The following is a 25,044-nucleotide window of genomic DNA, read 5'->3' as shown; positions in this document are numbered from 1 at the left end:
TGTCTCAGGTCTGTGCGGCTTGTTGTCGGAGGGCGAAACGCTGGAGCTTGCCGGTTTCGGTGCGCGGGAGCTTGTCGACGAAATGCAGCTCGCGTGGGTATTTGTACGGCGCCATCGTGGCTTTGCAATGGTCTTGCAGCGCCTTCACCAGCGCGGCATCGCCGCTGTGGCCGGGCTTGAGGACCACATAGGCCACGATCACCTGGCCGCGCTCCTCGTCGGGGCGGCCGACCACGCCGCACTCGGCCACCGCGGGGTGGGTCAGCAGCCCTGCCTCCACCTCCGGCCCGGCCACGTTGTAGCCGGCCGTGATGATCATGTCGTCGGTGCGCGCCTGGTAGACGTAGTAGCCGTCGGCGTCGCGCCGGAAGGCGTCGCCGGGGAAGTTCCAACCGCCTTGCACGTACTGCGTCTGGCGCGGCTCGTCGAGGTAGCGGCAGCCGGTGGGCCCCACCACCGCGAGTCGGCCCACTTCCCCGTCGGGCAGTTCGCGGCCTTCCTCGTCCACGATGCGCGCGGTGTAGCCCGGCACCACGGTGCCGATGGCGCCTCGCTTGACCGCCTCGGGCGCGGCCGAGATGAAGATGTGGAACATCTCGGTGGCGCCGATCCCGTCGAGCAGCTCGATGCCGCTGGCCTGCTTCCACAGCTGGCGTGTCGCGTCGGGCAGGCCTTCGCCCGCGCTCACGCACAGGCGCAACGTGCCCATGCCGTGGGTCTGGGCAAACGGGGCCATCTGCCGGTAGAAGGTCGGCGCGGTGTAGCAGATGGTGGCGCCCTTCTCGACCATGAGTCTGACCATCGCTTCCGGCGTGTAGGGCACCGACGGGAAGTAGACCGAGCAGCCGGCCCACATCGGAAAAATCAGCAGGCCGCCCAGGCCGAAGGTGAAGGCCAGCGGGGGCGAACCCATCACCACGTCATCGGGTGTGGCGCGCAGCACGTGGCGCGGCCAGCATTCGCACGCGGCCAGCACGTCGGTGTGCGTGTGCACCGCGGCCTTGGGCACGCCGGTGGTGCCCGAGGTGAAGGCCAGCAGGGCGATGTCGCTGCCCGCGGTGGGGCAGGGGGTGGCCTGCGCGGGCTGCTGCGCGGCGAGCGCTTCGAGGCCGTCGGGCGCGTCGGTGTTGAAGCGGATGATGGGCCGTCCGCTGCCCACCGCCTCCAGCTCGGCGGTGAGCGCGGCGTCGCACAGCAGCAGCGCGGGCTGCGCCTTGTCGATGATGGGCTGGAGCTCCTTGGCGCGCAGCAGTGGCATGGTGGCCACCACCACCAGCCCGGCCTGCACCGCCGCCAGCCAGGCCAGCGCCATCGCCACCGAATTGCCACCGCGCAGCAGCACGCGGTTGCCCGGCACCAGGCCGCGCGCGGCCAGCAGGTTGGCGAGCCGGTTCACCGCCTCGCGCGCCTGCGCGTAGGTGAGCGTGCGCGCGTCGCTGCGCAGGAAGGGGCGGTCTGCGTGGCCATTGGCGAATGCACGATCGAACAGGTGCGCCACCAGGTTCACCTGCGCCGGCAGGGCCTGCAGCTCGGGCGTGTCAAAGCGCAGCTCGGGCCACAGTGCGCGCGGCGGCAGGCGGTCGTGCACGAAGCGGTCGGTTTGTGCGGAACTCATGACGATGCCTCCGTTTGAGCGGTGGTGCTTCGTGCGAGGTGGTCGAGCCGCGAGACACCGCGAAACCGGCTTCGCCGGGCCGCAGGTGTCGCCCCCTGGAGGGGGTCGCGCGAAGCGCGGCGGGGGTGATTCATGTTCTTAGGGCGTGTTTGCCGAGGATGAGCAGCTGCACCTCGCTCGCACCCTCGTAGATGCGCAGCGAGCGGATGTCGCGGTAGAGATGCTCGACCACCTCGCCCACGCGCACACCGCGCCCGCCGAACATCTGCACCGCCATGTCGATGACCTTCTGCGCGTTCTCGGTGGCGGTGAGCTTGGCGGCGGCGGCGGCGGCGGTGTAGGCCGGCGTGCCGGCGCCCTGGGTGGTGCTTTCGTCGCGCAGCCACGCGGCCCGGTAGGTCAGCACGGCCGCGGCGTCGATCAAGGCGCTCATCTCGCCGAGGCGGGCCTGCGTGAGCTGGAAGTCGGCGAGGCGCTGGCCAAACATCTCGCGGCTTCGGGCGTGGGCCACGGCCTCGGCCATCGCGCGGCGGGCCATGCCCAGCGCGGCCGCGGCCACCGAGGCGCGGAAGATGTCCAGGGTCTGCATCGCGAGCTTGAAGCCGCCATCCACGGACCCGATCAGGGCGTCGGCGCCGACACGGCAGTTCGCAAAGCGCAAGGTGGCCAGCGGGTGCGGGGCCATCACATCGATGTGTGCCGAGCTGTCCAGCCCCGGCGCGTCGGCCGGCACCACAAAGGCGCTGATGCCGCGCGCGCCGGCATCGGCCGTGGTCTTGGCAAACACCACGTAGAAGTCGGCCAGGCCACCGTTGCTGATCCAGGTCTTGGTGCCGTCCAGCACCCAGCCGCCGTCGTCCGCGCGCCGCGCGGTGGTGCGCATGCCCGCGACGTCGGAGCCGGCATCGGGCTCGCTCAGCGCGAAGGCCGCGATCTGCTGGCCGCTGGCCACCGGGCGCAGGCGGGCCTCGCGCTGCGCCGGTGTGCCGCCGAGCGTGATGCTGCCGCTGCCCAGGCCCTGCATGGCGAAGGCGAAGTCGGCCAGCGGCGAGTGGAAGGCCAAGGTCTCACGCAGGATCACGAGGGCGCGCGAGTCGAGCTTGTCGAGCGCGCCACCGTGGGCGGCCGGCACGCAGTAGCGCAGCCACCCGGCCGCACCGAGGCGCATCACCCAGTCGCGGCAGGCGCGGCGGTCGTCGGCTTCATCGACCTGCTGGGCACCGGCCCAGTCGGCCAGACCGAGCGCCAGGGCGCGGTGGTGTTCGCCGAAGAAGGGCAGTTCCCACTGCGCCTGGGGCGGTGTCATGCCGTGGGGGCGGTCAAAGGCAACCATCATCGAACTCCCGAGCGCAGTGATGCCGATCCGGGGACACCGCCGAACCGGCTTTGCCGGGCGGCTGGTGTCGTCCCCTTGAGGGGGTCGCGCGAAGCGCGGCGGGGGTGGGTCATCTCAATCGCCTTCGAACACCGGGCGCTGCTTCGCCGCGAAGGCCTCGTAGGCGCGGCGGAAGTCCTGCGTCTGCATGCAGATGGCCTGCGCTTGCGCCTCGGCTTCGATCGCCTGGTCCAGCGTCATGGCCCATTCCTGGTGCAGCATGGTCTTGGTCATGCCGTGCGCGAAGGTCGGTCCGTCGGCGAGCGACTTCGCCAGTTTGAGCGCCGCGTCGTGCAGCGACTCGGACTCGTGCAGCGCGTTGAAGAAGCCCCAGGCATGGCCCTCGGCGGCACTCATCGAGCGGCCGGTGAACAGCAGCTCGCTCGCGCGGCCCTGGCCGATGAGCCGCGGCAGCAGCGCGCAGGCGCCCATGTCGGCGCCCGCCAGCCCGACGCGGGTGAACAGGAAGGCGGTGCTGGCGCGCGGCGTGCCCAGGCGCAGGTCGGAGGCCAGCGCCATCATCGCGCCGGCGCCGGCGCACACGCCGTCGATCGCGGCCACGATGGGTTGCGGGCAGGCGCGCATGGCGCTCACCAGCGCGCCGGTCATGCGCGTGAAGGCCAGCAGCTCGGGCATGGTCATCTTCGTGAGCGGGCCGATGATTTCGTGCACGTCACCGCCCGAGCAGAAATTGCCGCCGGCGCCGGTGAGCACCACCGCCTTCACATCGGTGGCGCGCTGCAGTCCGAGGAACCAGTCGCGCAGTTCGGCGTAGGAATCGAAGGTGAGCGGGTTCTTCCGCTCGGGGCGGTTCAGCGTGACGGTGGCCACGCCGTCGGCGATGGCGAGAGCGAAGTGCGTGGGCGCGGCGTGGGCCGGGCCGTACTGTCCGCGCATCGGGTTGTGGTCGGGGATGGGGTGTTTCATGTCGGGGTGGCCTCGGTGGCGGGCGTCATTCCATGGCTTTCTGGTGTTGCTTGACCTTGCCGAGCAGCCGGTGGAGCTGGTCCAGTTCGCGCTCGGACAGGCCGGCGAAGGCGTCGACGATCCATCGCTCGTGTTGCGCGGCCATGTGCTCGAAGGCGGCGCGGCCCGCGGCCGTGAGGCGCACGAGGAAGGCCCGGCGATCGCCATCGACCGGCGTGCGCTCCACCAGACCCTCGGCAACCAGCTGGTCGGTGATGCCGGTGACGTTGCCGCCGGTGACCATGAGGCGGTGCGACAGCTCCTTCATCTTCAGGCCTTCGGGATGGCGCTCGAGTTGCGCCATCAGGTCGAAGCGGGGCAGGGTGGTGTCGAACTGGTCGCGCAGGCCGGCGCGCACGCGCTTTTCGATCAGCTGCGAGCAGGTCAACAGCCGCAGCCACAGGCGCAGCGCCTGCGCGTGTTCGCTGTGGGCGCGGGCTTCGAGGTCGAGGGGGGCGGTGTCGTTCATCGTGCGGGGCTCATTTCGTGGGCTCTATTTCGTGGGTTCTTCTTCCCCCGCGTGCTGCAGCGCCTGCTGGCGCGCGATCTCGCGGTAGAGCTGGTCGCGCCCGCTCAGGTAGGGCAGCGGCCAGTCGATCGCGCGGGTCTGCAGCCGGGCGGCTTCGTGCAGCGTCCAGGCCGGGTCGGCGAGGTGCGGGCGCGCCACGGCGCACAGGTCGGCGCGGCCGGCGGCGATGATGCTGTTGGCGTGGTCAGCTTCGCTGATGGCGCCGACCGCCATGGTGAGGATGTCAACCTCGTTGCGGATGCGGTCGGCAAACGGTGTCTGGTACATGCGTCCGTAGACCGGCTTGGCCTGGCGGGTGGTCTGGCCGGAGGAGACATCGATCACGTCGCAACCCGCGGCCTTGAACAGGCGGGCGATGGCCACCGCGTCGTCCGGCGTGTTGCCGCCCGGTGCCCAGTCGTGGGCCGAGATGCGCACGCTCATCGGCCGGTCGGCTGGCCAGACGGCACGCACCGCCGCAAACACCTCCAGCGGGTAGCGGGCGCGGTTCTCCAGCGAGCCGCCGTAGGCGTCGGTGCGCCGGTTGGTCAGCGGGCAGAGGAAGGCCGAGAGCAGGTAGCCGTGCGCGGCGTGCAGTTCCAGCCAGTCGAAGCCGGCGGCGGCGGCGCGCCGGGCGGCCGCCACGAAGGCCGCGGTCGTGGCGTCCATGTCGGCGCGGGTCATCGCGCGGGGCACCTGGTTCTGTGCGCCGTAGGCCACCGCGCTGGCGGACAGCAGCGGCCAGTTGGGCGCCGCGTCGGGGCGGCCGTCGGCCGAGGGCAGCGGCTCGTCGATGGCGTCCCAGCCGAGTTGCGTGGAACCTTTGGGGCCGCTGTGGCCCAGCTGCAGGCCCATCCTGGCGCCGCTTTCGCGGTGGGCGAAGTCGACGATGCGGGCGAGTGCGGCCTGCTGGGCGTCGTTCCACAGACCGGGGCAGCCCGGGGTGATGCGGCCTTCGGGCGTGGGGCTGGTCATTTCCACCATCACCAGCGCGGCGCCGCCCACGGCACGCGCGCCCAGGTGCATGAGGTGCCAGTCGCCCACGACGCCGTCTGTGGCCTTGTACTGCGCCATCGGGGAGACCACGATGCGGTTCTTCAGCGCGCAGCCGCGCACCGTCAGCGGCAACAGCATCGGTGGCGTCGGGTGCCGGGCGGGCGCGGCGCCGGCCTTCTGCATCAGCCAGTGCTCGTAGCCTTCGAGCCACTTCGCGTCCCGCAGGCGCAGGTTCTCGTGGCTGATGCGCTGGCTGCGCGTGAGCAGCGAGTAGGCGAACTGCTCGACCTCCATGCCGCTGTAGCGGTCCACGTGTTCGAACCATTCGGTGGAGTTGCGCGCGGCGTTCTGGATCTTGAGCACCTCCACGCTGCGGCGCGCTTCGTAGGCCTGCAGCACGGTGGCCAGCCCGTGATCGGGGTGCTGGCTGAAGGTGTCGGCTAGGTCGATCGCGTCTTCAAGGGCGAGTTTGGTGCCGCTGCCGATGGAGAAGTGGGCGGTGTGCGCGGCATCGCCCATCAGCACGATCGGGGTGGGCTTCCCGGCGATGGTCTCCGTGTGCACCCAGGTCTGGCAGATCACCCGCGGGAAGCGGATCCAGATCGCCGAGCCGCGCAGGTGGCTGGCGTTGCTGATGAGGCGGTGGCCGTCCAGCCAGGGCGCGAACAGGCGCTCGCAAAAGGCAATCGCCTCCTCCTGGCTCATGCGGTCGATGCCGTGGGCCTGCCAGACGTGCTCCGGCGTCTCGACGATGAAGGTCGAGGTGTCGGCGTCGAACTTGTAGGCGTGCGCCTGAAACCAGCCGTGCTCGGTGGGCACGAAAGCGAAGGTGAAGGCATCGAAGGTCTTCTTCGTGCCCAGCCAGACGAAGCGGCATTGCCGCGTGTCGATGTCGGGCTGGAAGGTGGCTGCGTAGCGCGTGCGGATGCGGCTGTTCAGGCCGTCGCTGGCGATCACCAGGTCCGCGTCGTGCTGCGCCGCGAGCGCCTGGTCATCGGTCACGTCGGTCTCGAACACCAGGTTCACCCCGAGCGACTGGCAGCGCTCCTGCAGGATGTTGAGCAGGCGCTTGCGGCCGATGCCGCAAAAGCCGTGACCGCCACTGCGCACGCGGCCGCCCTTGAAAAACACCTCGATGTCGTCCCAGTGGTTGAAGGCGTCACCGATGAGCTGCGCGGTCTCCGGGTCGGCGCGGCGCAGGTTGCCCAGCGTCTGGTCGGAGAACACCACGCCCCAGCCGAACGTGTCGAACGGCCGGTTGCGCTCGACCACCGTGATCGCCAGCGCGGGATGGCGCCGCTTCATCAGCAGCGCGAAGTACAGGCCGGCGGGCCCGCCGCCAATGCACAGGATGCGGCGCAGGCCGGCGGGGAGGGCGGTGGTGTTCATGAAATTAGTTTAGATCTAAAATATTTAGACCCAACAGGGTTTACCCGAACCCGCGCCAGGGTCTCGCACCGCGGCACGGCCGGCCGTAGTACAACGTGAGCCCACCCGATCGTTTTCCCCGATGGCTGTCTACCGCTTCAAATCCCGCGAGACCGGCGACCTGGTCATGCTGGCGCCCCACGCGCGGCGCCTGCTCGGCATCCTCGGCAAGGACGCGGACCAACCGGGCATCGTGACGCCGGCGCAGATGCCCGCAGCGATGGAGGCCATCCGCACCGCGGTGGCCGCCGAGGAGGCCGACCAGCAACGCCAGCGGGACGAGGCCGCCGCCCGCGGCGAGCCCGAGCCGGCCTTCGACCCGGTCAGCCTGCGCATGCGGACCACGCCCTTCATCGAGATGCTGCAGCGCTGCCAGCGGGCGGGCGTGGACATCGTCTGGGGCGTCTGAGCGCGCGGCCGGTTGGGCCGGTGAGGCACAATCCGCGCCCGATGTTTGCCCTGCTCCGCTCAACGCGCCTGACCCGGTGGAACGTGTTCACCGTGTGGCTGGCGTTCGCCGCGGCGGTGCTGGGTCCGGTGCTGCATCCCTCGGAAAGCACGCTGGTCTGTTCGGCCTCGGGCCAGCTGCGTTTTGTGCCCCTGGGCGATGGCGACGCGTCGGACGAGGCGCCACCCATGACCATGGGCGATTGCGCCTTGTGCGCGGCGGCGCTGCCGCCCGCCCCGCCCGTGGCCACGCCGCCGCTGCCGCCCGCCCCGCGGCGGGTGGCGTCGCTTCATGACCGCGTTCCCGCTGGCGTGCCGCCCGCGGCACCGCCCCCCGCCCGCGGCCCCCCGGCCCTGACGTGAACCCGGCGCCCGCCCTGGGCGCCCCGCGATCTCCCCCAGCCCGGATGCCGCCGACCCGCGTCGGCGGCCGGGTCACGTCTTGCCTTTGCCGGAGTTTTCCCATGCACCGCCTTTCCCCCACGGCCGTCGCGGCCCTCGCCGCGATGTGCCTGTCGCCCGCCCGCGCGCAGGTCGATGCGCCCCAGCGCGACCTCGGCACCGTCACCATCACCGCCGGCCAGCCCACCTCGCTGCCTACGCAGATACCCACCACCATCGAGGGCGTCACCCGCGAGCAGATTGCCGACACCCTCAACGCCACCGACAGCCAGGACGCGCTGAAGTACCTGCCCAGCCTGCTGGTGCGCAAGCGCTACATCGGCGACTACAACCACGCGGTGCTGTCCACCCGGGCGTCGGGCACCGGCAACCCGGCGCGGTCGATGGTCTATGCCGACGGCATCCTGCTGTCCAACTACCTCGGTAACGGCCCGACCAACGCCCCGCGTTGGATGATGGTGGGGCCCGAGGAAATCGAGCGCGTGGACGTGCTGTACGGGCCGTTCTCCGCGGCCTACCCGGGCAACTCGGTGGGGGCGGTGGTGGATTACGTCACCCGCATGCCACGCACCTTTGAGGCCCACGGCAAGGTCAGCGTGCAGCACCAGCCCTACCGCCTGTACAACACCGATGGCCGCTACACCGGGTACCAGGCCAGCGCGTCGGCTGGCAACCGGGCCGGCGACTGGTCGTGGTTCTTCAGCCTGACCGGCACGCGCAGCGAAGGCCAGCCACAGACCTTCGCCACCCGCCTCGTCAGCGCCGGCACGCCGGGCGCCGCTGGCACCCCGGTGACGGGCGCCGTGCTGGGCCTCAACCGGGCCAACCAGCCCTGGTACCTGCTGGGCACCGGCACGGCGTACACCACCACCCAGCAAGTCGCCAAGTTCAAGCTGGCTTACGACATCACGCCCACCCTGCGGGCGGCCTACACCCTGGGCGTGTGGGACAACCAATCGAACGGGCAAGCCGCCTCCTACCTGCGCAACGCGGCGGGCCAGCCGGTCACCAGCGGCGTGGTCAACATCGACGGTCGCTCGTTCACCCTGCAAAACAGCGACTTCGCCCTCACCCGCGAGCGCCTCACGCACCTCATGCACGGCGTCTCCGTGAAGAGCAACACCCAGGGCGTGTGGGACTGGGAAATTGCGGCCAGCCTGTATGACCATGACACCGACGAACTGCGCCGCAGCGGTACCGCCCTGCCCGGCGCCCAAACCGGCGGGGCCGGCAGCATCACCGACAGCGACGGCACCGGCTGGACGACCGTGGGCCTCAAGGGCACCTGGCGGCCCGACGGACCGCGCGGCGCCCACGTGATCGACCTGGGTCTGCAGCACGACGAATACCGCCTGCGCACGCGCACCAACGCCACCCCCCAATGGATCTCCGGCGCCCCGGGCGCCCTCACCGAAGCCTTCGCCGGGGACAGCACGCTCACCAGCCTGTGGGCCCAGGACACCTGGCGCCTCGCACCGCGCTGGAAGGCGGTGTTGGGCGGGCGCTGGGAGCGCTGGGTCACCGACAGCGGCTTCCGCACCAACGGCGTCGGTTCGGTGCAGTACGCCCCGCGCGCGGAGACCTACTTCTCCCCGAAAGCGGCGCTGTCGTGGCAGGCCGCGCCCTCGTGGGTGCTCAAGGCCTCAACCGGGCGCGCGGTGCGCATGCCCACGGTGAGCGAGCTGTACCAGGGCGGCGTGAACAACCTTGGCCAGACCACGCTCAACGACCCGAACCTCAAGCCCGAGCAATCGTGGACCACCGAGCTCACCGCCGAGCGCGATCTGGGCAATGGCTTGTGGCGCCTGACCGCCTTCTTCGAGCGCACCAAGGACGCGCTGTACTCGCAGACCAACACCACGGTCACGCCCAACATCACCAACATCCAGAACGTCGACCGCGTGCGCACGGAGGGTCTGGAGGTGGCCTACCAGGCCACGGACGTGTTCACCCGGGGCATCGACCTGCTGGGCAGCGTCACCTGGGCCGACTCGCGCGTGACCCGCAACGACCGGTTCCCGGCCAGCGTGGGCAAACGGCAGATCCGCGTGCCCGACTGGCGTGCCACCGCGGCCATCACCTGGCGGCCGGACGATCGCTGGAGCACCACCCTGGGCGCACGCTACAGCGGCCGGCAGTTCAGCACGCTGGACAACAGCGATCCCAACGGCGACGCCTACATGGGCGCGAGCGCCTACTTCACGACCGACCTGCGCGTGACCTGGCGCGCCACCCCGCGCACCACCCTCGCGTTCGGCATCGACAACCTCAACAACGACCGCTACTGGAACTTCCACCCTTACCCGCAGCGCACCTTCCACCTCGAACTGCGCAGCAGCCTGTGACAACCCTACCGCTCTTGATCCCGATGAAACCCAACACCTCCGTTCTGCTGGCCGCCGCGATCCTGTCGCTGACCACCTCGGCCGCCTTCGCCCACGTCACGCTCGCCGAACCCCGCGCCACCGTGGGCGCGTCTTACAAGGCCGTGTTTCGCGTTGGCCACGGCTGCAGCGGCTCACCCACCCGCGAGTTCGTCGTGGAGATCCCGGCCGGCGTGCGCGGCGCCAAGCCAATGGCCAAGCCGGGCTGGCGCGCCGCCGTCGAGCGTGCGCCGCTGGCCGAGCCGTACCAAAGCCACGGCCGCACCGTTCGCGAGGACACGGTGCGACTCACCTGGACCGCGCGCACGCCGGAGGACGCACTGCCGGCCAGCCATTACGACGAGTTCGTCGTGGTGGCCACACTGCCCGCCCGGGCCGGCCGCCTCATCTGGCCGGTGCGCCAGATTTGCGACACCGGCCGGCTGGACTGGGTGGAGGTGGCACCCGCCGGTCAGCCCTGGGGCAGCGTGCCAGCGCCGGCCCCGGTGCTGGAAGTGGAAGCCTCGCCGGCCGCCGGCCACAGCCACGTCCATTGAGGCGGGCGCGCAGGCCGGCCGCTCAGTCGACCTTCGCGCCTGAGGCCTTGACCACCGCCGCCCATTTGGTGATTTCGGCGTCGATCAGGGCGGCGAACTCGGCCGGCGTGTTGCCGCCCGGGATGGCGCCTTGCGCCAGCAGCCGCTCCTTCACCGCCGGGCTGTTCAGCGCCCGCGCGGTTTCCTGCTGCAGGCGCGCAACGATGTCGGTCGGCGTACCGGCCGGGGCGAGCAGCCCGAACCAGGAGCTGGCCTCAAAGCCGGGCAGCGGTCCCGCTTCGGCCACGGTGGGCACGTCCGGCAGCGCGGCCGACCGCACGGCGCTGGTCACCGCGAAGGCCTTGAGCGTGCCGGCCTGGATGTGCGGCATGGCCGATGGCAGGTTGTCGAACATCACGTCCATCGCGCCCGACAAAAGGTCCGCCAGCGCCGGGCCCGAGCCGCGATAGGGGATGTGCGTCATGAACACGCTGTTGCGCGCCTTGAACAGCTCGCCGGCGAGGTGGATGGACGTGCCGTTGCCGCTGGAGGCCATGTTGAGCTTGCCCGGGTTGGCGCGGGCGTACTTCACGAAGTCCGGCACGCTCTGAATGCCCAGTGCTTTGGCCCGCTGGGCGTTCATCACCATCACGTTCGGCACGCCGGCCACCAGCGTGACCGGCGCGAAATCCTTCTGCGGGTCGTACGGCAGCTTGGCGTAGAGGGACTTGTTGATGCCGTGGGTGCCGACGGTGCCCATCAGCAGCGTGTAGCCGTCGCCCGGCGACTTGGCCACGATCTCGGCGCCGATGTTGCCGCCGGCGCCCGCCCGGTTGTCCACCACCACGCTCTGTCCCAGCGCCTTGGTCAGCTCCGGCGCGATCACGCGGGCCAGGATGTCGGTGGTGCCGCCGGGCGCGAAGGGCACGACGATGCGAATCGGCTTGGCGCCGGGCCAGGCGGTCTGCGCTGCCGCACCCAGGGGCAGTGCCAGCGCGACGGCGAGCAGGGCGGCCCGGCGGCGGGTGAAGGCGCCAGCGGCGTTGGCGCGGCGGTCGGATGGGGGCATGGTGCTGTCTCCAGTTTCGGTGTGAAGGCTCTCAGCGGTCAGCCTAGCGGCATGCCCACCGCCGTCAACCGGGACAGTCCCGAGCCCGGCGCCCCGGCTGTCCATCCAGAGACAACACAGCCCGCGCTGCGGCGGGCGCAGGGCGGGCTGGGGTGTGGCAGAGCCGAACGGGCCCTGGATCGAGTGACAGCGAAGATCCGGCTCCGCCGGTCCTCTGGTGTCGTCCCCCCGCGGGGGGAAGGCGCGCAGCGCCGCAGGGGGGCTGCTATCAGTCGGCGAACTGGCCGGCCGCGTCGATCACGGCCTTGAGCTTGACCACCTGGTCGGCGACGAAAGCGCGGTGGCCTTCCGGCGTGGCGCGGTTGTCGGTCACCACGATGGCGCCCAGGTCGTTCTGCTTCTTGATGAACTCCGGGTCCTTGAGCGAGGCGCGCAGCGCGTCGTTGAGCTTCTTGGTCACGTCAGCCGGCGTGCCTTTCGGGGCGTACAGGCCGTGCCAGATCGTCAGGTTGAAGCCCTTCAGGCCCATCTCCTGCAGCGACGGGTAGTCCTTCAGGATCGGGTGGTTGGACAGCGGCCGGGCCGTGGTCACGGCGAACGCCTTCACGCGACCGGCTTCGATCTGCGACACGGTGTTGGTCGTCTGGTCGCACATCACGTCCACCTGACCCCCGATGAGGTCGTTCATGGCCGGGCCGGTGCCGCGGTAGGCGATGGTGGTCATCGACTTGTCCAGCTTCACCGCGTACTGCCACATGAGGCCGCACAGGTGAGAGGCCGAGCCCAGGCCGGCGTGGGCCAGGTTCAGCTTGCCGCCGTTGGCGCGGATGTAGGCCTCAAAGTCGCGGTAGGTGTTGGCGTTGAGCTTGGTCGAGCCCAGCAGCGTCATCGGCACGTCGTTGATCATGCCGAGGAATTCAAAATCCTTGAGCGGATCGAACTGCTGTTTGCGGTACAGGCTGGTGGTGGCCGCGAAGCCGATGTGCCAGAGCAGCAGGGTGTGGCCGTCGGGCGTGGCACGGGCCACCTTGGTGCCGGCGATCGTGCCGCCGGCGCCCGCCGCGTTTTCCACCACGATGTTGGCACCCGGCAGGTGCTTGCGCATGGTCTCGGCCAGCTGACGCGCGACCAAATCGGTCGGACCGCCAGCGGCGAAGGGCACCACAAACGTGATGGGTTTCGTGGGGAAGTTCTGGGCCATCGCGCCCACCGAGACGGTGGCGGTCAGGGCCAGGGCCAGCAGTTTTTTCATCGGTGTCTCCAGGACGAGGTGAGGGATACCGGAGATGGTATCCCTCGAAGACACTACGGAAATCGCGGGAAACACGTAGCGCTCGACCCGGGATAACACCCGTCATTGGAGGGGAACCGAACCCGCTGCCGCGGATCGCGGCGAGCGGGCCGTCAGCGCTGTCTCACTGGTAGCTGCGGGCGTCCTCGATCACCTTGCCGTCGTTGGGCAGCGAGCCCGGCGGCACCAGTTCGACCTCGCTGCGCAGCTTGGTCACGTCGCGCACGGCGTCGGCGATCTGTTCGCGCAGGCCAGCCGGCGACTCGGCCGTCTCCACACGCAGGCACATCCGGTCGTTGGCCATTTCGCCGCTGACCACCAGGCGCGCTCGCGCCACCGCCGGGAACCGGCGGACCACGTCGGCCACTTGCGAGGGATGGACGAACATCCCGCGGACCTTGGTGGTTTGGTCGGCCCGGCCCATCCAGCCCTTGATGCGGCGGCCGGTGCGGCCGGTCGGGCAGGTGCCGGGCAGCACGGCCGAGAGATCCCCGGTGCCGAAACGGATCAGCGGATACACCGGGTTGAGCGTGGTGACCACCAGTTCGCCCACCTCGCCGTCGGGCACCGGCTCACCCGTTCCGGGGCGAACGATTTCGACGATCACGCCCTCGTCGAGCACGAGCCCCTCGCGCGACGCCGTCTCGTAGGCCACCAGCCCCAGGTCGGCGGTGGCGTAGGTTTGGTAGACGGTGACGCCGCGCTCGGCGAACCAGGCGGTCAGGCTGGGGGGACAGGCTTCGCCACCGACCGAGGCCTTGCGCAGCGAGGACACGTCAGCCCCCTCCTCCTGCGCCTTCTCCAACAGGATGCGCAGGAAACTGGGCGTGCCGGTGTAGGCGCTGGGTCGCAGTTCGCGGATGGCCTGCAGCTGTTGCTCGGTCTGGCCGGTGCCCGCCGGGAACACGGTGCAGCCCACGGCCAGCGCGCCGGCCTCGAGGATGAAGGCCCCCGGCGTCATGTGATAGCTGAAGGCGTTGTGCACCAGGTCGCCCGGGCGGAAGCCGGCGGCGAACAGCGCGCGCCCGGTGCGCCAGTAATCGCGCGCCGTGCCCTCGGGTTCATAGATCGGGCCGGGCGACGCGTAGATGCGCTGCATCTGCGGCCCGCGCACGACCGCGGCAAAGCCACCGAAGGGGTCACTGGCGCGCAGGGCTTTCTGCCGCTCCAGCAGTTCGCTCTTGCGCGTCACCGGCAGGCGGGCCAGGGCATCGCGGCTGGTGATGGCGCTCGCGTCCACGCCGCGCAGGATCTCGGCGAACGCCGCGCTGTGCTGCTGCGCGTGGGCCAGCTGGGCCGGAAGCCGGGCCAGCTGGTCGGCCTCGCGTTGGTCAGGCGTGCGCGTTTCCAGCGCGTCAAAGAAGTCGCTCATGAGGAAATTCCAGGGGTGGCGTCAGGCGGCGGGGGCGTGGATCACGCCAGCCAGCGCTTGCGGCGTTTGTAGGACTTGACGTCACGGAAGCTCTTGCGCTCCCCGCCGCCCATGCCCAGGTAGAACTCTTTGACGTCTTCGTTGTTGCGCAGGTCGTTGGCGGCGCCATCCATCACGATGCGGCCCGACTCCATGATGTAGCCGTAGTCCGCGTAGCGCAGCGCCATGTTCGTGTTCTGCTCGGCCAGCAGGAAGGTGACCTTTTCCTTCTGGTTGAGGTCCTTCACGATCTCAAACACCTCTTCCACGATCTGCGGCGCCAGACCCATCGAAGGCTCGTCCAGCAGCACCACGTTCGGGTTGGCCATCAGCGCGCGGCCGATCGCACACATCTGTTGCTCGCCCCCGGAGGTGTAGGCGGCCTGGCTGGTGCGTCGGGTTTTCAGGCGGGGGAAGTAGTTGTAGACCTTCTCCAGGTTGCGCGCCACCTCGGCCTTGTCGGTGCGGGTGTAGGAGCCGGTCATCAGGTTTTCTTCGATGGTCAGGTGGGCAAAGCAGTGGCGTCCCTCCATCACCTGCACCACACCGCGCTGCACCAGATCGGCCGGGGTGAGGTGCTCGATGCGCTCGCCGCGCAGTTCCACGCTGCCCTTGGTGACTTCACCGCGCTCGGCCTTCAGCAGGTTGGAGATCGCGCGCAGCGTCGTGGTCTTGCCGGCGCCGTTGCCGCCCAGGATGGCGGCGATCTGACCTTGCTGCACGGTCAGGGAGACGCCCTTGAGCACGAGGATCACGTGGTTGTAGATGACCTCGATGCCGTTGACGTTGATGACAGGGGTGGGTGTGCTCATGGGGTGTTTCCAATCGGGGCCAGGTGCCAGGACAGCGCGCTGCCCTGGCAGCTGACGCCGCGCACCGGGTTCCGGGTGGGAACCCGGCTCCGCCAGCAGGCGGACGGTGCGCGGCTCAATCGATCAGGACTGGCAGTCCTGCGGGCTGCGGCGGCTCAGTTGTTTCTCAGCCGCGTACTTGTCGGCCGAGGCCTTCACCATCGGCTTGATGATCTGCTCGTCCGCCTGCAGCCAGTCGGAGGCCCAGACGAACTTGCTGCCGTCCCACGAATGCACGCGGGCCCAGGCCGAGCCCATGTGGTCCGCGCAGGACGTCGAGATCGGGCGCAGCACACCCTTGAAGCCCAGCGCGTCGAGCTTGGCCTGGGTGAGGTTCAGGTTCTCATAGCCCCAGCGCGCCTGCTCCGGCGTCACCGGCTTGCCTTTGCCGAACTTTTCCTGGGCCGCCCGCGCGCCTTCAACGGCCAGCATCGCACCGACCACACCGCGCATGTACAGCACCTGGCCAACTTCCTCACGCGGACCGGCGCCCTGACCTTTGCCATGCACCTTGGACAGGATTTCCTTGACGACGTCGGATTGCGGTTCGGCGCCGTGCTGCATCATCACCGCGTTGTAGCCCTTGGCGGCAGCGCCGATGTCCTTGAGGTCAGGCTCGGCGCCCGACCACCAGGTGCCAAACATCTTCTCGCGCGGGTAGCCCACGGCCACGGCCTCGCGGATGGCGGTGGCGGTCATCACGCCCCAAGTCTGCATGATCACGAAGTCCGGGCGTTGCTGGCGGACTTGCAGCCAGATGGCTTTCTGCTCCACGCCCGGCGCCGGCACCGGCAGCAGCTGCAGGGTAAAGCCGTGCATCGCGGCGCGCTCCTGCAGGATCGGCAGCAGCTCCTTGCCGAACGGGCTGTCGTGATAGACGGCCGCGATCTTCTTGCCCTTAAGCTTGTCCCAGCCGCCTTCCTTCTTGGCGATGTGCTGCAGGATGACGTCGCCCGCCACCCAGTAATGGCCGATCAGCGGGAAGTTCCACTTGAACACCATCCCGTCCTGGCTGTCGCTGCGGCCATAGCCGGAGGTGATCAGCGGAATCTTGTCCTTCGACACCTTTTCGGTCAGGGCGAAGGTGATGCCGGTGGACAGCGGCTGGAACACCGTGGCGCCGCCGTGCTTGCCCTTCAGTCGCTCGTAGCATTCCACGCCACGGTCGGTCGCGTACGCGGTTTCGCACTCTTCGACCAGCGTCATGACGCCGTTGATGCCGCCGCGGGCGTTGACCAGCTTCATGTAGTCATTGAAGCCGTTGGCAAACGGGGTGGCGTTGGGGGCCACCGGGCCGGTGCGGCCGGTCAGGCTGGGGAAGAACTGCACCTTCTCCTGGGCCAGTGCGGCGGGTGCCGACAGCAAGGCGGACGCGGAGCCCGCGATCAATGCCACCGCGAGGGCGACGGATTTGAACTTCATCATTTGTCTCCTGAGTAACAACACCGGCTGGATGACACAAGGGATGACGGAGCCTGCCGGGGTGTCGGTCAGCGGGCTCCGCCCAACGGAAACGCGGGTCAGTGCGGGAACGGCCACAGGCGCAGCTTCTGCTTGCCGATGCTCCACAGTTTGGCCAGACCGTGGGGCTCCTTGATCAGGAACCACACGATCAGGGCGCCAAAGATCATGAATTCGGCGTGCGAGATCATGCCGGTGGAAATCGTGACCCCCACCAATTCACCCACGGCGGGCAGGAACTGGTTGAGAAAGATCGGGAGCACGACGATGAAAGCCGCACCGAAGAAGCTGCCCATAATGGAGCCCAGCCCGCCGATGATCACCATGAACAGCAGCTGGAAGCTGCGGTCGATCGAGAACGCAGCCGGCTCCCAGGAGCCGAGGTGCACGAAGGCCCACAGCGCACCGGCCACACCGATGATGAAGCTGCTCACCGCGAAAGCGCTGAGCTTGGCGTACATCGGGCGGATGCCGATCACCGCCGCGGCGACGTCCATGTCGCGAATGGCCATCCACTCGCGCCCGATCGCCGACCGGACCAGGTTCTTGGCCACCAGCGCCACCACGGCGGTGAATCCCAGGCAGAACAGGTATTTCTCGGTCGGCGTGTCGATCGTCCAGCCCAGCAGGGAGAGGTTGGACACCGCGACGCTGCCGGACGAGCTGTTGTTGGTGAACCAGCTGATCCGGGCAAAGGCCCAGTCGCAGAAGAACTGAGCCGCCAGCGTGGCCACCGCCAGGTACAGGCCTTTCACCCGCAGACTGGGAATGCCGAAGAACATGCCGACCAGCATGGCGAAGAAGCCGCCGCTGAGCAGGGCCACGATCAGCGGCATGCCGTCGAAGCGCACGAAGGTGTTGTAGGCCATGTAGGCACCCACCGCCATGAACGCGCCCGAACCGAGCGAGATCTGGCCGCAGTAGCCCACCAGGATGTTCACCCCGATCGCCGCCATCGACAGGATCACGAAGGGGATCAGGATGGCGCGGAACAGGTATTCGTCGGCCAGAAAGGGGACGGCGATGAATGCGAAGGCCAGGATGGCGAGGATGGCGAAGCGGTCCTGAGCGATCGGGAAGATCTGCTGATCGGTGCCGTAGGAGGTCTTGAACTGACCGTTTTCGCGATAGAACATGTGCTTTTCCTTTGTCTCAACCTGTCGGCGAGAAATGCCTTACCAAGCGCTCCCGAGGAACCGGCTTGGCCGGGCCTCGGGGAGCGTCACCCTCCCGCCGAAGGCGGGAGAGGGGGATGACGCGCAGCGGCGCAGGGGGTGAGTCATTTCACACCCGGTCGATGATCTTTTCGCCGAACAGGCCCTGCGGCCGGATCAGCAGGAAGCCCAGCGCGAGCACATAGGCAAACCACAGCTCGATGCCACCGCCGATGTGCGGGCCGAGGTAAACCTCGGAGAGCTTTTCGCCGACACCGATGATCAGGCCGCCGATGATGGCGCCCGGCACCGAGGTCAGGCCGCCCAGGATGATCACGGGCAGGGCTTTCAGGGCCACGGTGGTCAGCGAGAACTGCACGCCGATCTTGGATCCCCAGATGATGCCGGCCACCAGCGCGGTCAGGCCGGCGACAAACCAGACGATGACCCACATGCGGTTGAGCGGAATGCCGATGGACTGGGCGGCCTGGTGGTCGTCGGCCACGGCGCGCAGCGCCCGGCCGGTGCCGGTCTTCTGGAAGAACAGGCTCAGCACAGCCACCAGGGCGGCCGCGATCAGGGCCGCGATCAGGTCTTCCTTGTTGATCAGCAGACCGCCGGGGAACACCGTGTCGAGGATGAACACAGGCTCTTTGGGCATGCCCACGTCGATGCTGTAGATCGCGCTGCCAAACACGGTCTGGCCGAAACCGTCGAGGAAGTAAGTGATGCCCAGCGTGGCCATCAGCAGGGTCACGCCCTCCTGGTTCACCAGATGGCGCAGCACCAGCCGCTCGATCAGCCAGGCCAGGATCAGCATCGTGATCGCCGCCAGCACAAAGCCCGCCAGGTTGGCCAGCAGCTTGTTCTCGAAGCCCAGCCACTGGGGCACCCACTCGGAGAAGCGGGCCATGGCCAGTGCCGCGAACAGCACCATCGCCCCCTGCGCGAAGTTGAAGACGCCGGAGGCCTTGAAGATGAGCACAAAGCCCAGCGCCACCAGCGAATACAGCATGCCGGCCATCAGGCCGCCGAACACCGTTTCAATGAAAAATCCCATGGTGTGCTCCTCAGTGCGATGTGCCGAGGTACGCCCGGATCACTTCGTCGTTGTTGCGCACCTCGTCCGGGGTGCCGTCGCCGATCTTCTTGCCGTAGTCGAGCACCACGACGCGGTCCGAGATGTCCATGACCACGCCCATGTCGTGTTCGATCAGGACGATGGTGGTGCCGAATTCGTCGTTCACATCGAGGATGAAGCGGCTCATGTCCTGCTTCTCCTCAAGGTTCATACCGGCCATGGGTTCGTCGAGCAGCAGCACCTGCGGCTCCATGGCCAGCGCGCGGCCCAGGTCCACGCGCTTTTGCAGGCCGTAGGGCAGGGTGCCGACCGGGGTTTTGCGGTAGGCCTGGATTTCCAGGAAGTCGATGATGCGTTCCACGAAGGCGCGGTGCTCTTCTTCTTCCTTCTGGGCGCCGCCGATGCCAAACGGATTGCGGAAGGCCTGGGCAAACAGGCCGCTCTTGATGCGCAGGTTGCGCCCGCTCATGAGGTTGTCGATCACGCTCATGCCCTTGAACAGCGCCAGGTTCTGGAAGGTGCGGGCGATGCCCATTTCCGCCACCTGCCGGCTGTTCATGTGCTTGAAGGTCTGGCCCCGGAAGGTGATGGAGCCTTCCTGCGGCGAATAGACACCGTTGATGCAGTTGAGCATGGAGCTCTTGCCGGCACCGTTGGGCCCGATGATGGCCCGCACCTCATGCTCGCGCACGTTGAAACTGATGTCCGTCAGCGCTTTCACGCCGCCGAACCGCAGGCTGATGTTCTTGACGTCGAGGACGACGTCGCCGATCTTTTTCTGTGTCATGGCGTGGGGCTCAGGCAGCGGCTTTCACGGGGGCAAAGGTCTTGGCGTCGGCGATCTTTAGCGTGGCGCTCACGCTGCCCGTGCGGCCGTCCTCGAACTTCACCTGGGTTTCAATGAACTGCTCGGCCCGGCCACCGTACAGGGCGTCAACCAGCACCCGGTACTTGTCGCCGATGTAGCCGCGGCGGACCTTGTTGGTGCGGGTGAGCTCGCCGTCGTCCGCGTCGAGTTCCTTGTGCAGCACGAGGAAGCGGCTGATCTGGCTGCCGGCGAGCATGGCGTCGCGGCTCAGGTCGGCGTTGACCTTTTCCACGCATTCCTGGATGAGGGAATAAACCTCGGGTTTGGAGGCCAGGTCGGTGTAGCCGGCGTAGGGCAGGTTGCGCCGCTCGGCCCAGTTGCCCACGGCGTCAAAGTCGATGTTGATCATCACGCAGACCTTCTCGCGCTTGTCACCGAAGGCCACTGCCTCCTTGATGTGCGAGAAGAACTTCAGCTTGTTTTCGACGTACTTGGGCGCGAACATGGCGCCATCGTGGGCGCCGCCCATGAGGCGGCCGACGTCTTTCACGCGGTCGATGATCTTGAGGTGGCCCGAGGCGTCGATGAAGCCGGCGTCGCTGGTGTGGTACCAGCCGTCGGCGGTGAGGACCTCGGCGGTGGCGCTCGGGTTCTTGTAGTAGCCCTTGAGCAGGCCGGGCGACTTCACCAGGATCTCGCCGGTTTCGCTCAGCTTGATCTCCACGCCTTCGCAAGGCACGCCCACGGTGTCGGCGCGCGCTTCGTGGTCGGGCTGCAGGCAGACGAACACCGCGGTTTCGGTCGAGCCGTAAAGCTGCTTGAGGTTGATCCCGATGGAGCGGTAGAAGCTGAACAGGTCGGGGCCGATCGCTTCGCCGGCGGTGTAGGCCACGCGCACCCGGCTCAGCCCCAGGTTGTTGCGCAGCGGGCCATACACGCTCCAGTCGCCCAGGCGGTATTTGATGCGGTCGAGCAGGCCCACCGGCTTGCCGTCCATCAGGGCCGGGCCGACGCGGCGAGCCAGGCCCATGGCGGCGTGGAAGAGCTTGCGTTTGAGGGCGCCGGCGTCTTCCATGCGGATCATCACGCTGGTGAGCATGCCCTCAAACACGCGGGGCGGCGCGAAGTAGTAGGTCGGGCCGACCTCCTTGAGGTCGATCATCACGGTGCCGCTGCTCTCCGGGCAGTTCACCACGTAGCCGGCGACCAGCCACTGCGCGTAGCTGAAGATGTTCTGGCCGATCCAGGCGGGCGGCAGATAGGCAAGCACCTCGTCGCTGTCGGTGAGGCGGTCGAAGGTGACGCCGGCCTGCGAGCGGTTGATCAGGCTGAAGTGGGTGTGGACCACGCCCTTGGGGTTGCCCGTGGTGCCGCTGGTGAAGAACATGGCCGCCACGTCGTCCGCCTGACCTGCTTCGACCTCCCGCTGGAACAGCTGCGGGTGGGCCTTGGCGTGGGCCGCGCCGGCACCGACGAGTTCGTCGAGTCCGCCCAGGCCCGGCTCGTCGTAGTTGCGCAATCCGCGCGGGTCGTCGTACCAGATGTGGGCCAGCTGCGGGCACTGCTCGCGGATCTCCAGCATCTTGTCGACCTGTTCCTGGTCTTCAACGACGCAGAAGCGGACCTCGGCGTTGTTGATCGGGAACACGCATTCGGCGGCCACGGCGTCCTGGTAGAGCGGCACGGGAATGGCGCCGACGGACTGGGCGGCCAGCATGGTGGCGTACAGGCGCGGGCGGTTGGCGCCGATCACGACGATGTGTTCGCCGCGCTGCAGCCCGGCCTGGTGCAGCCCACAGGCCAGCGACTCGACCAGCGACGCGAGGTCGCCCCACGTCAGCGTCTGCCAGATTCCGTATTCCTTCTCGCGCAGGGCCGGGGCCGTTGGCCGCCGTTGCGCGTGCTCCAGCATGAGCCGGGGGAAGGTGGTTTGCATGCCTGTCTCCTGTGACCGGCCATCGCCGGTGCCTTGCCAGTTGTCCCCTGGGGGACGAAGTGGGCGGGATGGTAGGCGTCGATTTGACGCCATGTTGTCTGTACGACGACAATCTAGGGTGTTCCCCAGCTAGGACTAACCCTTATTCATGACGGCATTCCCCCATTCCCGCAGCAGCGGCATGCTGCGCAGCAGCGCGCGCGCGCCCACCGAACAGGAACTGGCCATGATCCCGTGGCTGGAGCGGCTGACGCCCGTGGAGCGTCAGCGGGCCATCGACAACTTGCTGGTGGGCGAGGCCGAGCCCGGCGACTACATCTGCCGCTTTGGCCGCTCGGTCACCTTCTGGTTTGGGCTGGTCGACGGCCTGATGAAGATGCACAACGACGACAGCAACGGCCCGGTCATCACCTTCGCCGGCCTCGCGCCCGGCGGCTGGTTCGGCGAGGGCACGCTGATCAAGCACGAGCCCTACCGCTACAACGTGGTGGCGCTGCGCAAGAGCCGGGTCGCGGGCCTGCCCGTGGCCACGTTCGACTGGCTGCTTGACCATTCGATCGGCTTCAACCGCTTCGTGATGCTGCAGCTCAACGAGCGCCTGGGTCAGTTCATCGCGGCGCGCGAGATCGACCGCATCAGCAGCCCCGACCTGCGGGTTGCCCGGCACCTGGCGGCCTTGTTCCATCCGCTGCTGTCCCCCGGCGCGGCGGGCGGCCTGCGCATCACGCAGCAGGAGCTGGCCTATCTGGTGGGCTTGTCGCGCCAGCGGGTGAACACGGCCTTGTCCCGCCTGGAGGCGGCGGGCTGGATCGCCATCGAGTACGGCGGACTGCGGGTGATCGACTTCCCGGCGCTGCGTAGCGCGCAATTGCCCTACTGAAGCCCGCCCAGCTGAAGTCCGCTGGCGTGAGGGCTGCCGGATTGAGGGCCGCTGGGTGCGACGCTGGGTGCGATTCCTACCGGAGCACCCGATCTGGGATCATCGGCCCATGAGCGATTCCGATGCCCCGGGCGGCCGTCCGCCCGCCCCCCAGACCCTTCGTCTCGCGCCCGGGCGCGCCCCAGCTCCCGCCGCGGGCCGTGCGCGCCCGCCGGTGCGGCCCCCCGGGCCCGCGCGCGCACGACCGATGAAGGCTGTGGCCCCGGCGCCCGCCGCGGCGCGTTCTTCGGCCCCTCCCTCGGTCTCTCCCTCGGTCCCTTCGCCGGCCCCTGCCCAGCGCCCGGTTGCGGCCCGCCCGCCGTCGGCGCGGCCGCGCCCGTCCGTGCCGGTGGTGGCGGCCGGTGACGCGGTGCGCCTGAACAAGCTCATGGCCGAGCGCGGCTTGTGTTCCCGCCGCGAAGCCGACGACTGGATCGCGCAGGGCTGGGTGCGGGTGGATGGCTTGGTGGCGGTGGTCGGGCAGCCGGTGCGCCCCGATGCCGTGGTCGACATCGACCCGGCCGCCCGCGCCTCGCAAGACGGGCGCGTCACCGTGCTGCTTCACAAGCCCGTGGGCTATGTCAGTGGCCAGCCCGAAGACGGGCACGAGGCGGCGGTGGCTCTGGTCACCGCCGCCAACCGGTGGCGCGACGACCGCGCGCCGCGCCGCTTTTCCCCGTCGCAGCTGCGCGGCCTGGCGCCGGCCGGCCGGCTCGACATCGACTCCACCGGCCTGCTGGTGCTCACGCAGGACGGCCGCGTGGCGCGCACCCTGATTGGCGAGGACAGCGGTGTGGAAAAGGAGTACCTCGTGCGCGTGCACTGGGCACCCAACGGGCCGCACGGCGGCGGCGTGGTGACGCAGAACGTGCAGGCCGCGCTGCCGGCGTCGGCGCTGGCGCGCCTGCGGCACGGCCTGAGTCTGGACGGCCAGCCGCTCAAGCCCGCGCAGGTGGACTGGCAGAACCCCGAGCAGCTGCGATTCGTGCTGCGCGAGGGGAAGAAGCGGCAGATCCGCCGCATGTGCGAGGCGGTGGGACTGCACGTCGTGGGCCTCAAGCGCGTGCGCATCGGGCGCGTGGTGCTGGGCCGGTTGCCGCCCGGCCAGTGGCGCTACCTCGGGGCGGACGAGGCGTTCTGAACGCTGGCGCGTCGGCGGGTCCGGGCCCACAATGGCCCATGAACCCCGCCCAGCCGCCCCCCCGCTCGCCCGCCGCCCGCGCCCGCCGTCACCTGCGTGCCGGCGATCTGCGCGCGGCCGCCCAGCTCATCACCGCCGCCACCGGCGGCGTCATCGGCATCACCGAGGGCGTGCATCAGGCCGTGCGCGGCGGACTCGGTCTGTCGCGGGGTGCCGAGGCGGGCCGTGCCGGCGGCCTCACCGGGCAGATCTACCGGGCCATCCGGGGCATCCATGCCGGCGTGGGCCTCGGGGTGGACGTGTTGCTGCAAGCGCTGGGGCCGTGGCTGGAGGCGTCCGGCGGTGACAACACGCCCGAGCGCGCGGCGGTCGTGGCGGCGCTCAACGGCGTGATGGGGGACCGGCTGCAGGCCATGGGCAACCCGTTGGCGCAGCCGATGTCGTGGCGCGTGGCCGGGGCGCCCACCGGCCACGCGCTGGTGCTGGTGCATGGCCTGTGCATGCACGGGGACCAGTGGCTGCGCGAGGGTCACGACCACGGCGTCTGGCTCGCCTGGCGGTTGGGGGCCACCCCGGCCTACCTCACCTACAACACCGGGTTGCCGGTGGCCACCAACGGCCGCGCGCTGGCCGAGCGGCTGGAGCGCCTGGTCGCGTCCTGGCCGGTGCCGCTGCAACGCCTCACCCTCATCGGCCACAGCATGGGCGGGCTGGTGATTCGCAGCGCGGTGCACGCCGGTGGGTCCGCCGGCCACGCCTGGCGTGCAACGCTGCGCGACCTCATCTGCCTGGGCACGCCGCACCACGGCGCGCCGCTGGAGCGCGCCGGCCATGGCGTGGATCTGTTGCTCGACGCCTCGCCCTTCACCGCGCCCCTGGCCCGGCTGGGCCGGCTGCGCAGCGCCGGCATCACCGACCTGCGCCGCGGCCAGGTGCGCGGGGACGACGACGGTCCGCCCGATGCGCCGCTGCCGCTGCCGGCGGGGGTGGCCTGTCGCGTGGTGGCGGCGTGCCTGGCGCCGCGCCGCGGCTTGCTGGCCGACCGGCTGGTCGGCGACGGCCTGGTGCCGCTGCGCAGCGCCCTGGGCGACCACGACGACCCGGCCCGCGCGCTCGGCCTGGGCCCCGACAGCCGCTTTGTCGCCCACCGCACCGGCCACCTCGACCTGCTCGGCAGTCCGTCCGTGGCCGAGCGTCTGCGGTGCTGGCTGGAACCGGGCGGCTCTTGAAAAGCCGGCGGTCGCCCGCAAATCCGCCGGGCCGAGCGCCCGCGGGGCGCCGCTTTC

The 25,044-nt window shown here is 69.3% G+C and carries 21 protein-coding genes; 7 read left to right on the top strand and 14 right to left on the bottom strand.

Annotated features, from left to right (window positions below):
• Nucleotides 1–4: 4 nt before the first annotated feature.
• From AC2D80_RS11390 to AC2D80_RS11370, 5 genes are all read right to left on the bottom strand, one after another.
• Nucleotides 5–1,615 (bottom strand): AMP-binding protein, encoded by a 1,611-nt coding sequence (locus AC2D80_RS11390; RefSeq protein WP_484633133.1) that lies wholly within the window; start codon nt 1,613–1,615, stop codon nt 5–7.
• Between the two features lie 130 nt (nt 1,616–1,745).
• On the bottom strand, nt 1,746–2,948 hold the full coding sequence (locus AC2D80_RS11385) for an acyl-CoA dehydrogenase family protein (protein ID WP_484633132.1): 1,203 nt from the start codon (nt 2,946–2,948) through the stop codon (nt 1,746–1,748).
• A gap of 117 nt (nt 2,949–3,065) precedes the next feature.
• A complete protein-coding gene (locus AC2D80_RS11380) occupies nt 3,066–3,917 on the bottom strand; it encodes an enoyl-CoA hydratase family protein (protein ID WP_484633131.1) in 852 nt (283 codons plus the stop codon).
• Between the two features lie 25 nt (nt 3,918–3,942).
• Nucleotides 3,943–4,425, bottom strand: coding sequence for a MarR family winged helix-turn-helix transcriptional regulator (locus tag AC2D80_RS11375; RefSeq protein ID WP_484633130.1), 483 nt, complete (start codon nt 4,423–4,425; stop codon nt 3,943–3,945).
• 24 nt (nt 4,426–4,449) lie between these two features.
• Nucleotides 4,450–6,849, bottom strand: a complete 2,400-nt coding sequence (locus tag AC2D80_RS11370) for a bifunctional salicylyl-CoA 5-hydroxylase/oxidoreductase (RefSeq protein ID WP_484633129.1) — start codon at nt 6,847–6,849, stop codon at nt 4,450–4,452.
• 121 nt (nt 6,850–6,970) lie between these two features.
• On the opposite strand from AC2D80_RS11370, the gene AC2D80_RS11365 reads away from it, so the two are divergent.
• The 4 genes from AC2D80_RS11365 (at nt 6,971) to AC2D80_RS11350 (ending at nt 10,657) form a co-directional block, all read left to right on the top strand.
• Nucleotides 6,971–7,297 carry a DUF1840 domain-containing protein gene (locus AC2D80_RS11365; protein ID WP_484633128.1) on the top strand — a complete coding sequence of 109 codons (327 nt, stop codon included), beginning with the start codon at nt 6,971–6,973 and terminating at the stop codon, nt 7,295–7,297.
• Between the two features lie 41 nt (nt 7,298–7,338).
• Complete coding sequence (locus AC2D80_RS11360) at nt 7,339–7,698, top strand: hypothetical protein (RefSeq protein WP_484633127.1); 360 nt, start codon at nt 7,339–7,341, stop codon at nt 7,696–7,698.
• Between the two features lie 101 nt (nt 7,699–7,799).
• On the top strand, nt 7,800–10,082 hold the full coding sequence (locus tag AC2D80_RS11355) for a TonB-dependent receptor (protein WP_484633126.1): 2,283 nt from the start codon (nt 7,800–7,802) through the stop codon (nt 10,080–10,082).
• 23 nt (nt 10,083–10,105) lie between these two features.
• On the top strand, nt 10,106–10,657 hold the full coding sequence (locus AC2D80_RS11350; RefSeq protein WP_484633125.1) for a YcnI family copper-binding membrane protein: 552 nt from the start codon (nt 10,106–10,108) through the stop codon (nt 10,655–10,657).
• Nucleotides 10,658–10,679: 22 nt separating this feature from the next.
• Here AC2D80_RS11350 and AC2D80_RS11345 read toward each other — a convergent pair whose 3' ends face one another.
• The 9 genes from AC2D80_RS11345 to AC2D80_RS11305 form a co-directional block, all read right to left on the bottom strand.
• Entirely contained in the window at nt 10,680–11,705 is a 1,026-nt protein-coding gene (locus AC2D80_RS11345) for a tripartite tricarboxylate transporter substrate binding protein (protein ID WP_484633124.1), read from the bottom strand.
• A 268-nt stretch (nt 11,706–11,973) separates the two neighbouring features.
• Entirely contained in the window at nt 11,974–12,957 is a 984-nt protein-coding gene (locus AC2D80_RS11340) for a tripartite tricarboxylate transporter substrate-binding protein (RefSeq protein ID WP_484633123.1), read from the bottom strand.
• 163 nt (nt 12,958–13,120) lie between these two features.
• A complete protein-coding gene (locus AC2D80_RS11335; protein ID WP_484633122.1) occupies nt 13,121–14,368 on the bottom strand; it encodes a phenylacetate--CoA ligase family protein in 1,248 nt (415 codons plus the stop codon).
• Nucleotides 14,369–14,409: 41 nt separating this feature from the next.
• Nucleotides 14,410–15,219: an ABC transporter ATP-binding protein gene (locus AC2D80_RS11330; RefSeq protein ID WP_484633121.1), complete on the bottom strand. Its 810-nt coding sequence runs from the start codon at nt 15,217–15,219 to the stop codon at nt 14,410–14,412.
• 123 nt (nt 15,220–15,342) lie between these two features.
• Nucleotides 15,343–16,680, bottom strand: a complete 1,338-nt coding sequence (locus AC2D80_RS11325; protein WP_484633120.1) for an ABC transporter substrate-binding protein — start codon at nt 16,678–16,680, stop codon at nt 15,343–15,345.
• 98 nt (nt 16,681–16,778) lie between these two features.
• Nucleotides 16,779–17,855, bottom strand: a complete 1,077-nt coding sequence (locus AC2D80_RS11320) for a branched-chain amino acid ABC transporter permease (protein ID WP_484633119.1) — start codon at nt 17,853–17,855, stop codon at nt 16,779–16,781.
• Nucleotides 17,856–18,003: 148 nt separating this feature from the next.
• Entirely contained in the window at nt 18,004–18,933 is a 930-nt protein-coding gene (locus tag AC2D80_RS11315; protein ID WP_484633118.1) for a branched-chain amino acid ABC transporter permease, read from the bottom strand.
• 10 nt (nt 18,934–18,943) lie between these two features.
• Complete coding sequence (locus tag AC2D80_RS11310; protein ID WP_484633117.1) at nt 18,944–19,741, bottom strand: ABC transporter ATP-binding protein; 798 nt, start codon at nt 19,739–19,741, stop codon at nt 18,944–18,946.
• A 10-nt stretch (nt 19,742–19,751) separates the two neighbouring features.
• Complete coding sequence (locus tag AC2D80_RS11305) at nt 19,752–21,698, bottom strand: AMP-dependent synthetase/ligase (protein ID WP_484633116.1); 1,947 nt, start codon at nt 21,696–21,698, stop codon at nt 19,752–19,754.
• Nucleotides 21,699–21,846: 148 nt separating this feature from the next.
• Here AC2D80_RS11305 and AC2D80_RS11300 point away from each other — a divergent pair, with 148 nt between their 5' ends.
• The 3 genes from AC2D80_RS11300 (at nt 21,847) to AC2D80_RS11290 (ending at nt 24,987) form a co-directional block, all read left to right on the top strand.
• The gene (locus tag AC2D80_RS11300; RefSeq protein WP_484633115.1) at nt 21,847–22,578 is read left to right on the top strand and encodes a Crp/Fnr family transcriptional regulator; all 732 of its coding nucleotides are present in this window, start codon (nt 21,847–21,849) and stop codon (nt 22,576–22,578) included.
• Between the two features lie 427 nt (nt 22,579–23,005).
• Nucleotides 23,006–23,758 carry a pseudouridine synthase gene (locus tag AC2D80_RS11295; RefSeq protein WP_484633327.1) on the top strand — a complete coding sequence of 251 codons (753 nt, stop codon included), beginning with the start codon at nt 23,006–23,008 and terminating at the stop codon, nt 23,756–23,758.
• Nucleotides 23,759–23,796: 38 nt separating this feature from the next.
• Nucleotides 23,797–24,987, top strand: a complete 1,191-nt coding sequence (locus AC2D80_RS11290) for an esterase/lipase family protein (RefSeq protein ID WP_484633114.1) — start codon at nt 23,797–23,799, stop codon at nt 24,985–24,987.
• The last annotated feature ends 57 nt before the right edge of the window (nt 24,988–25,044 follow it).

The organism is Hydrogenophaga sp. T66 (assembly GCF_057219855.1).
Note: the sequence above shows the minus strand (reverse complement) of the source record. Positions and strands in the feature narration are given on the sequence as shown.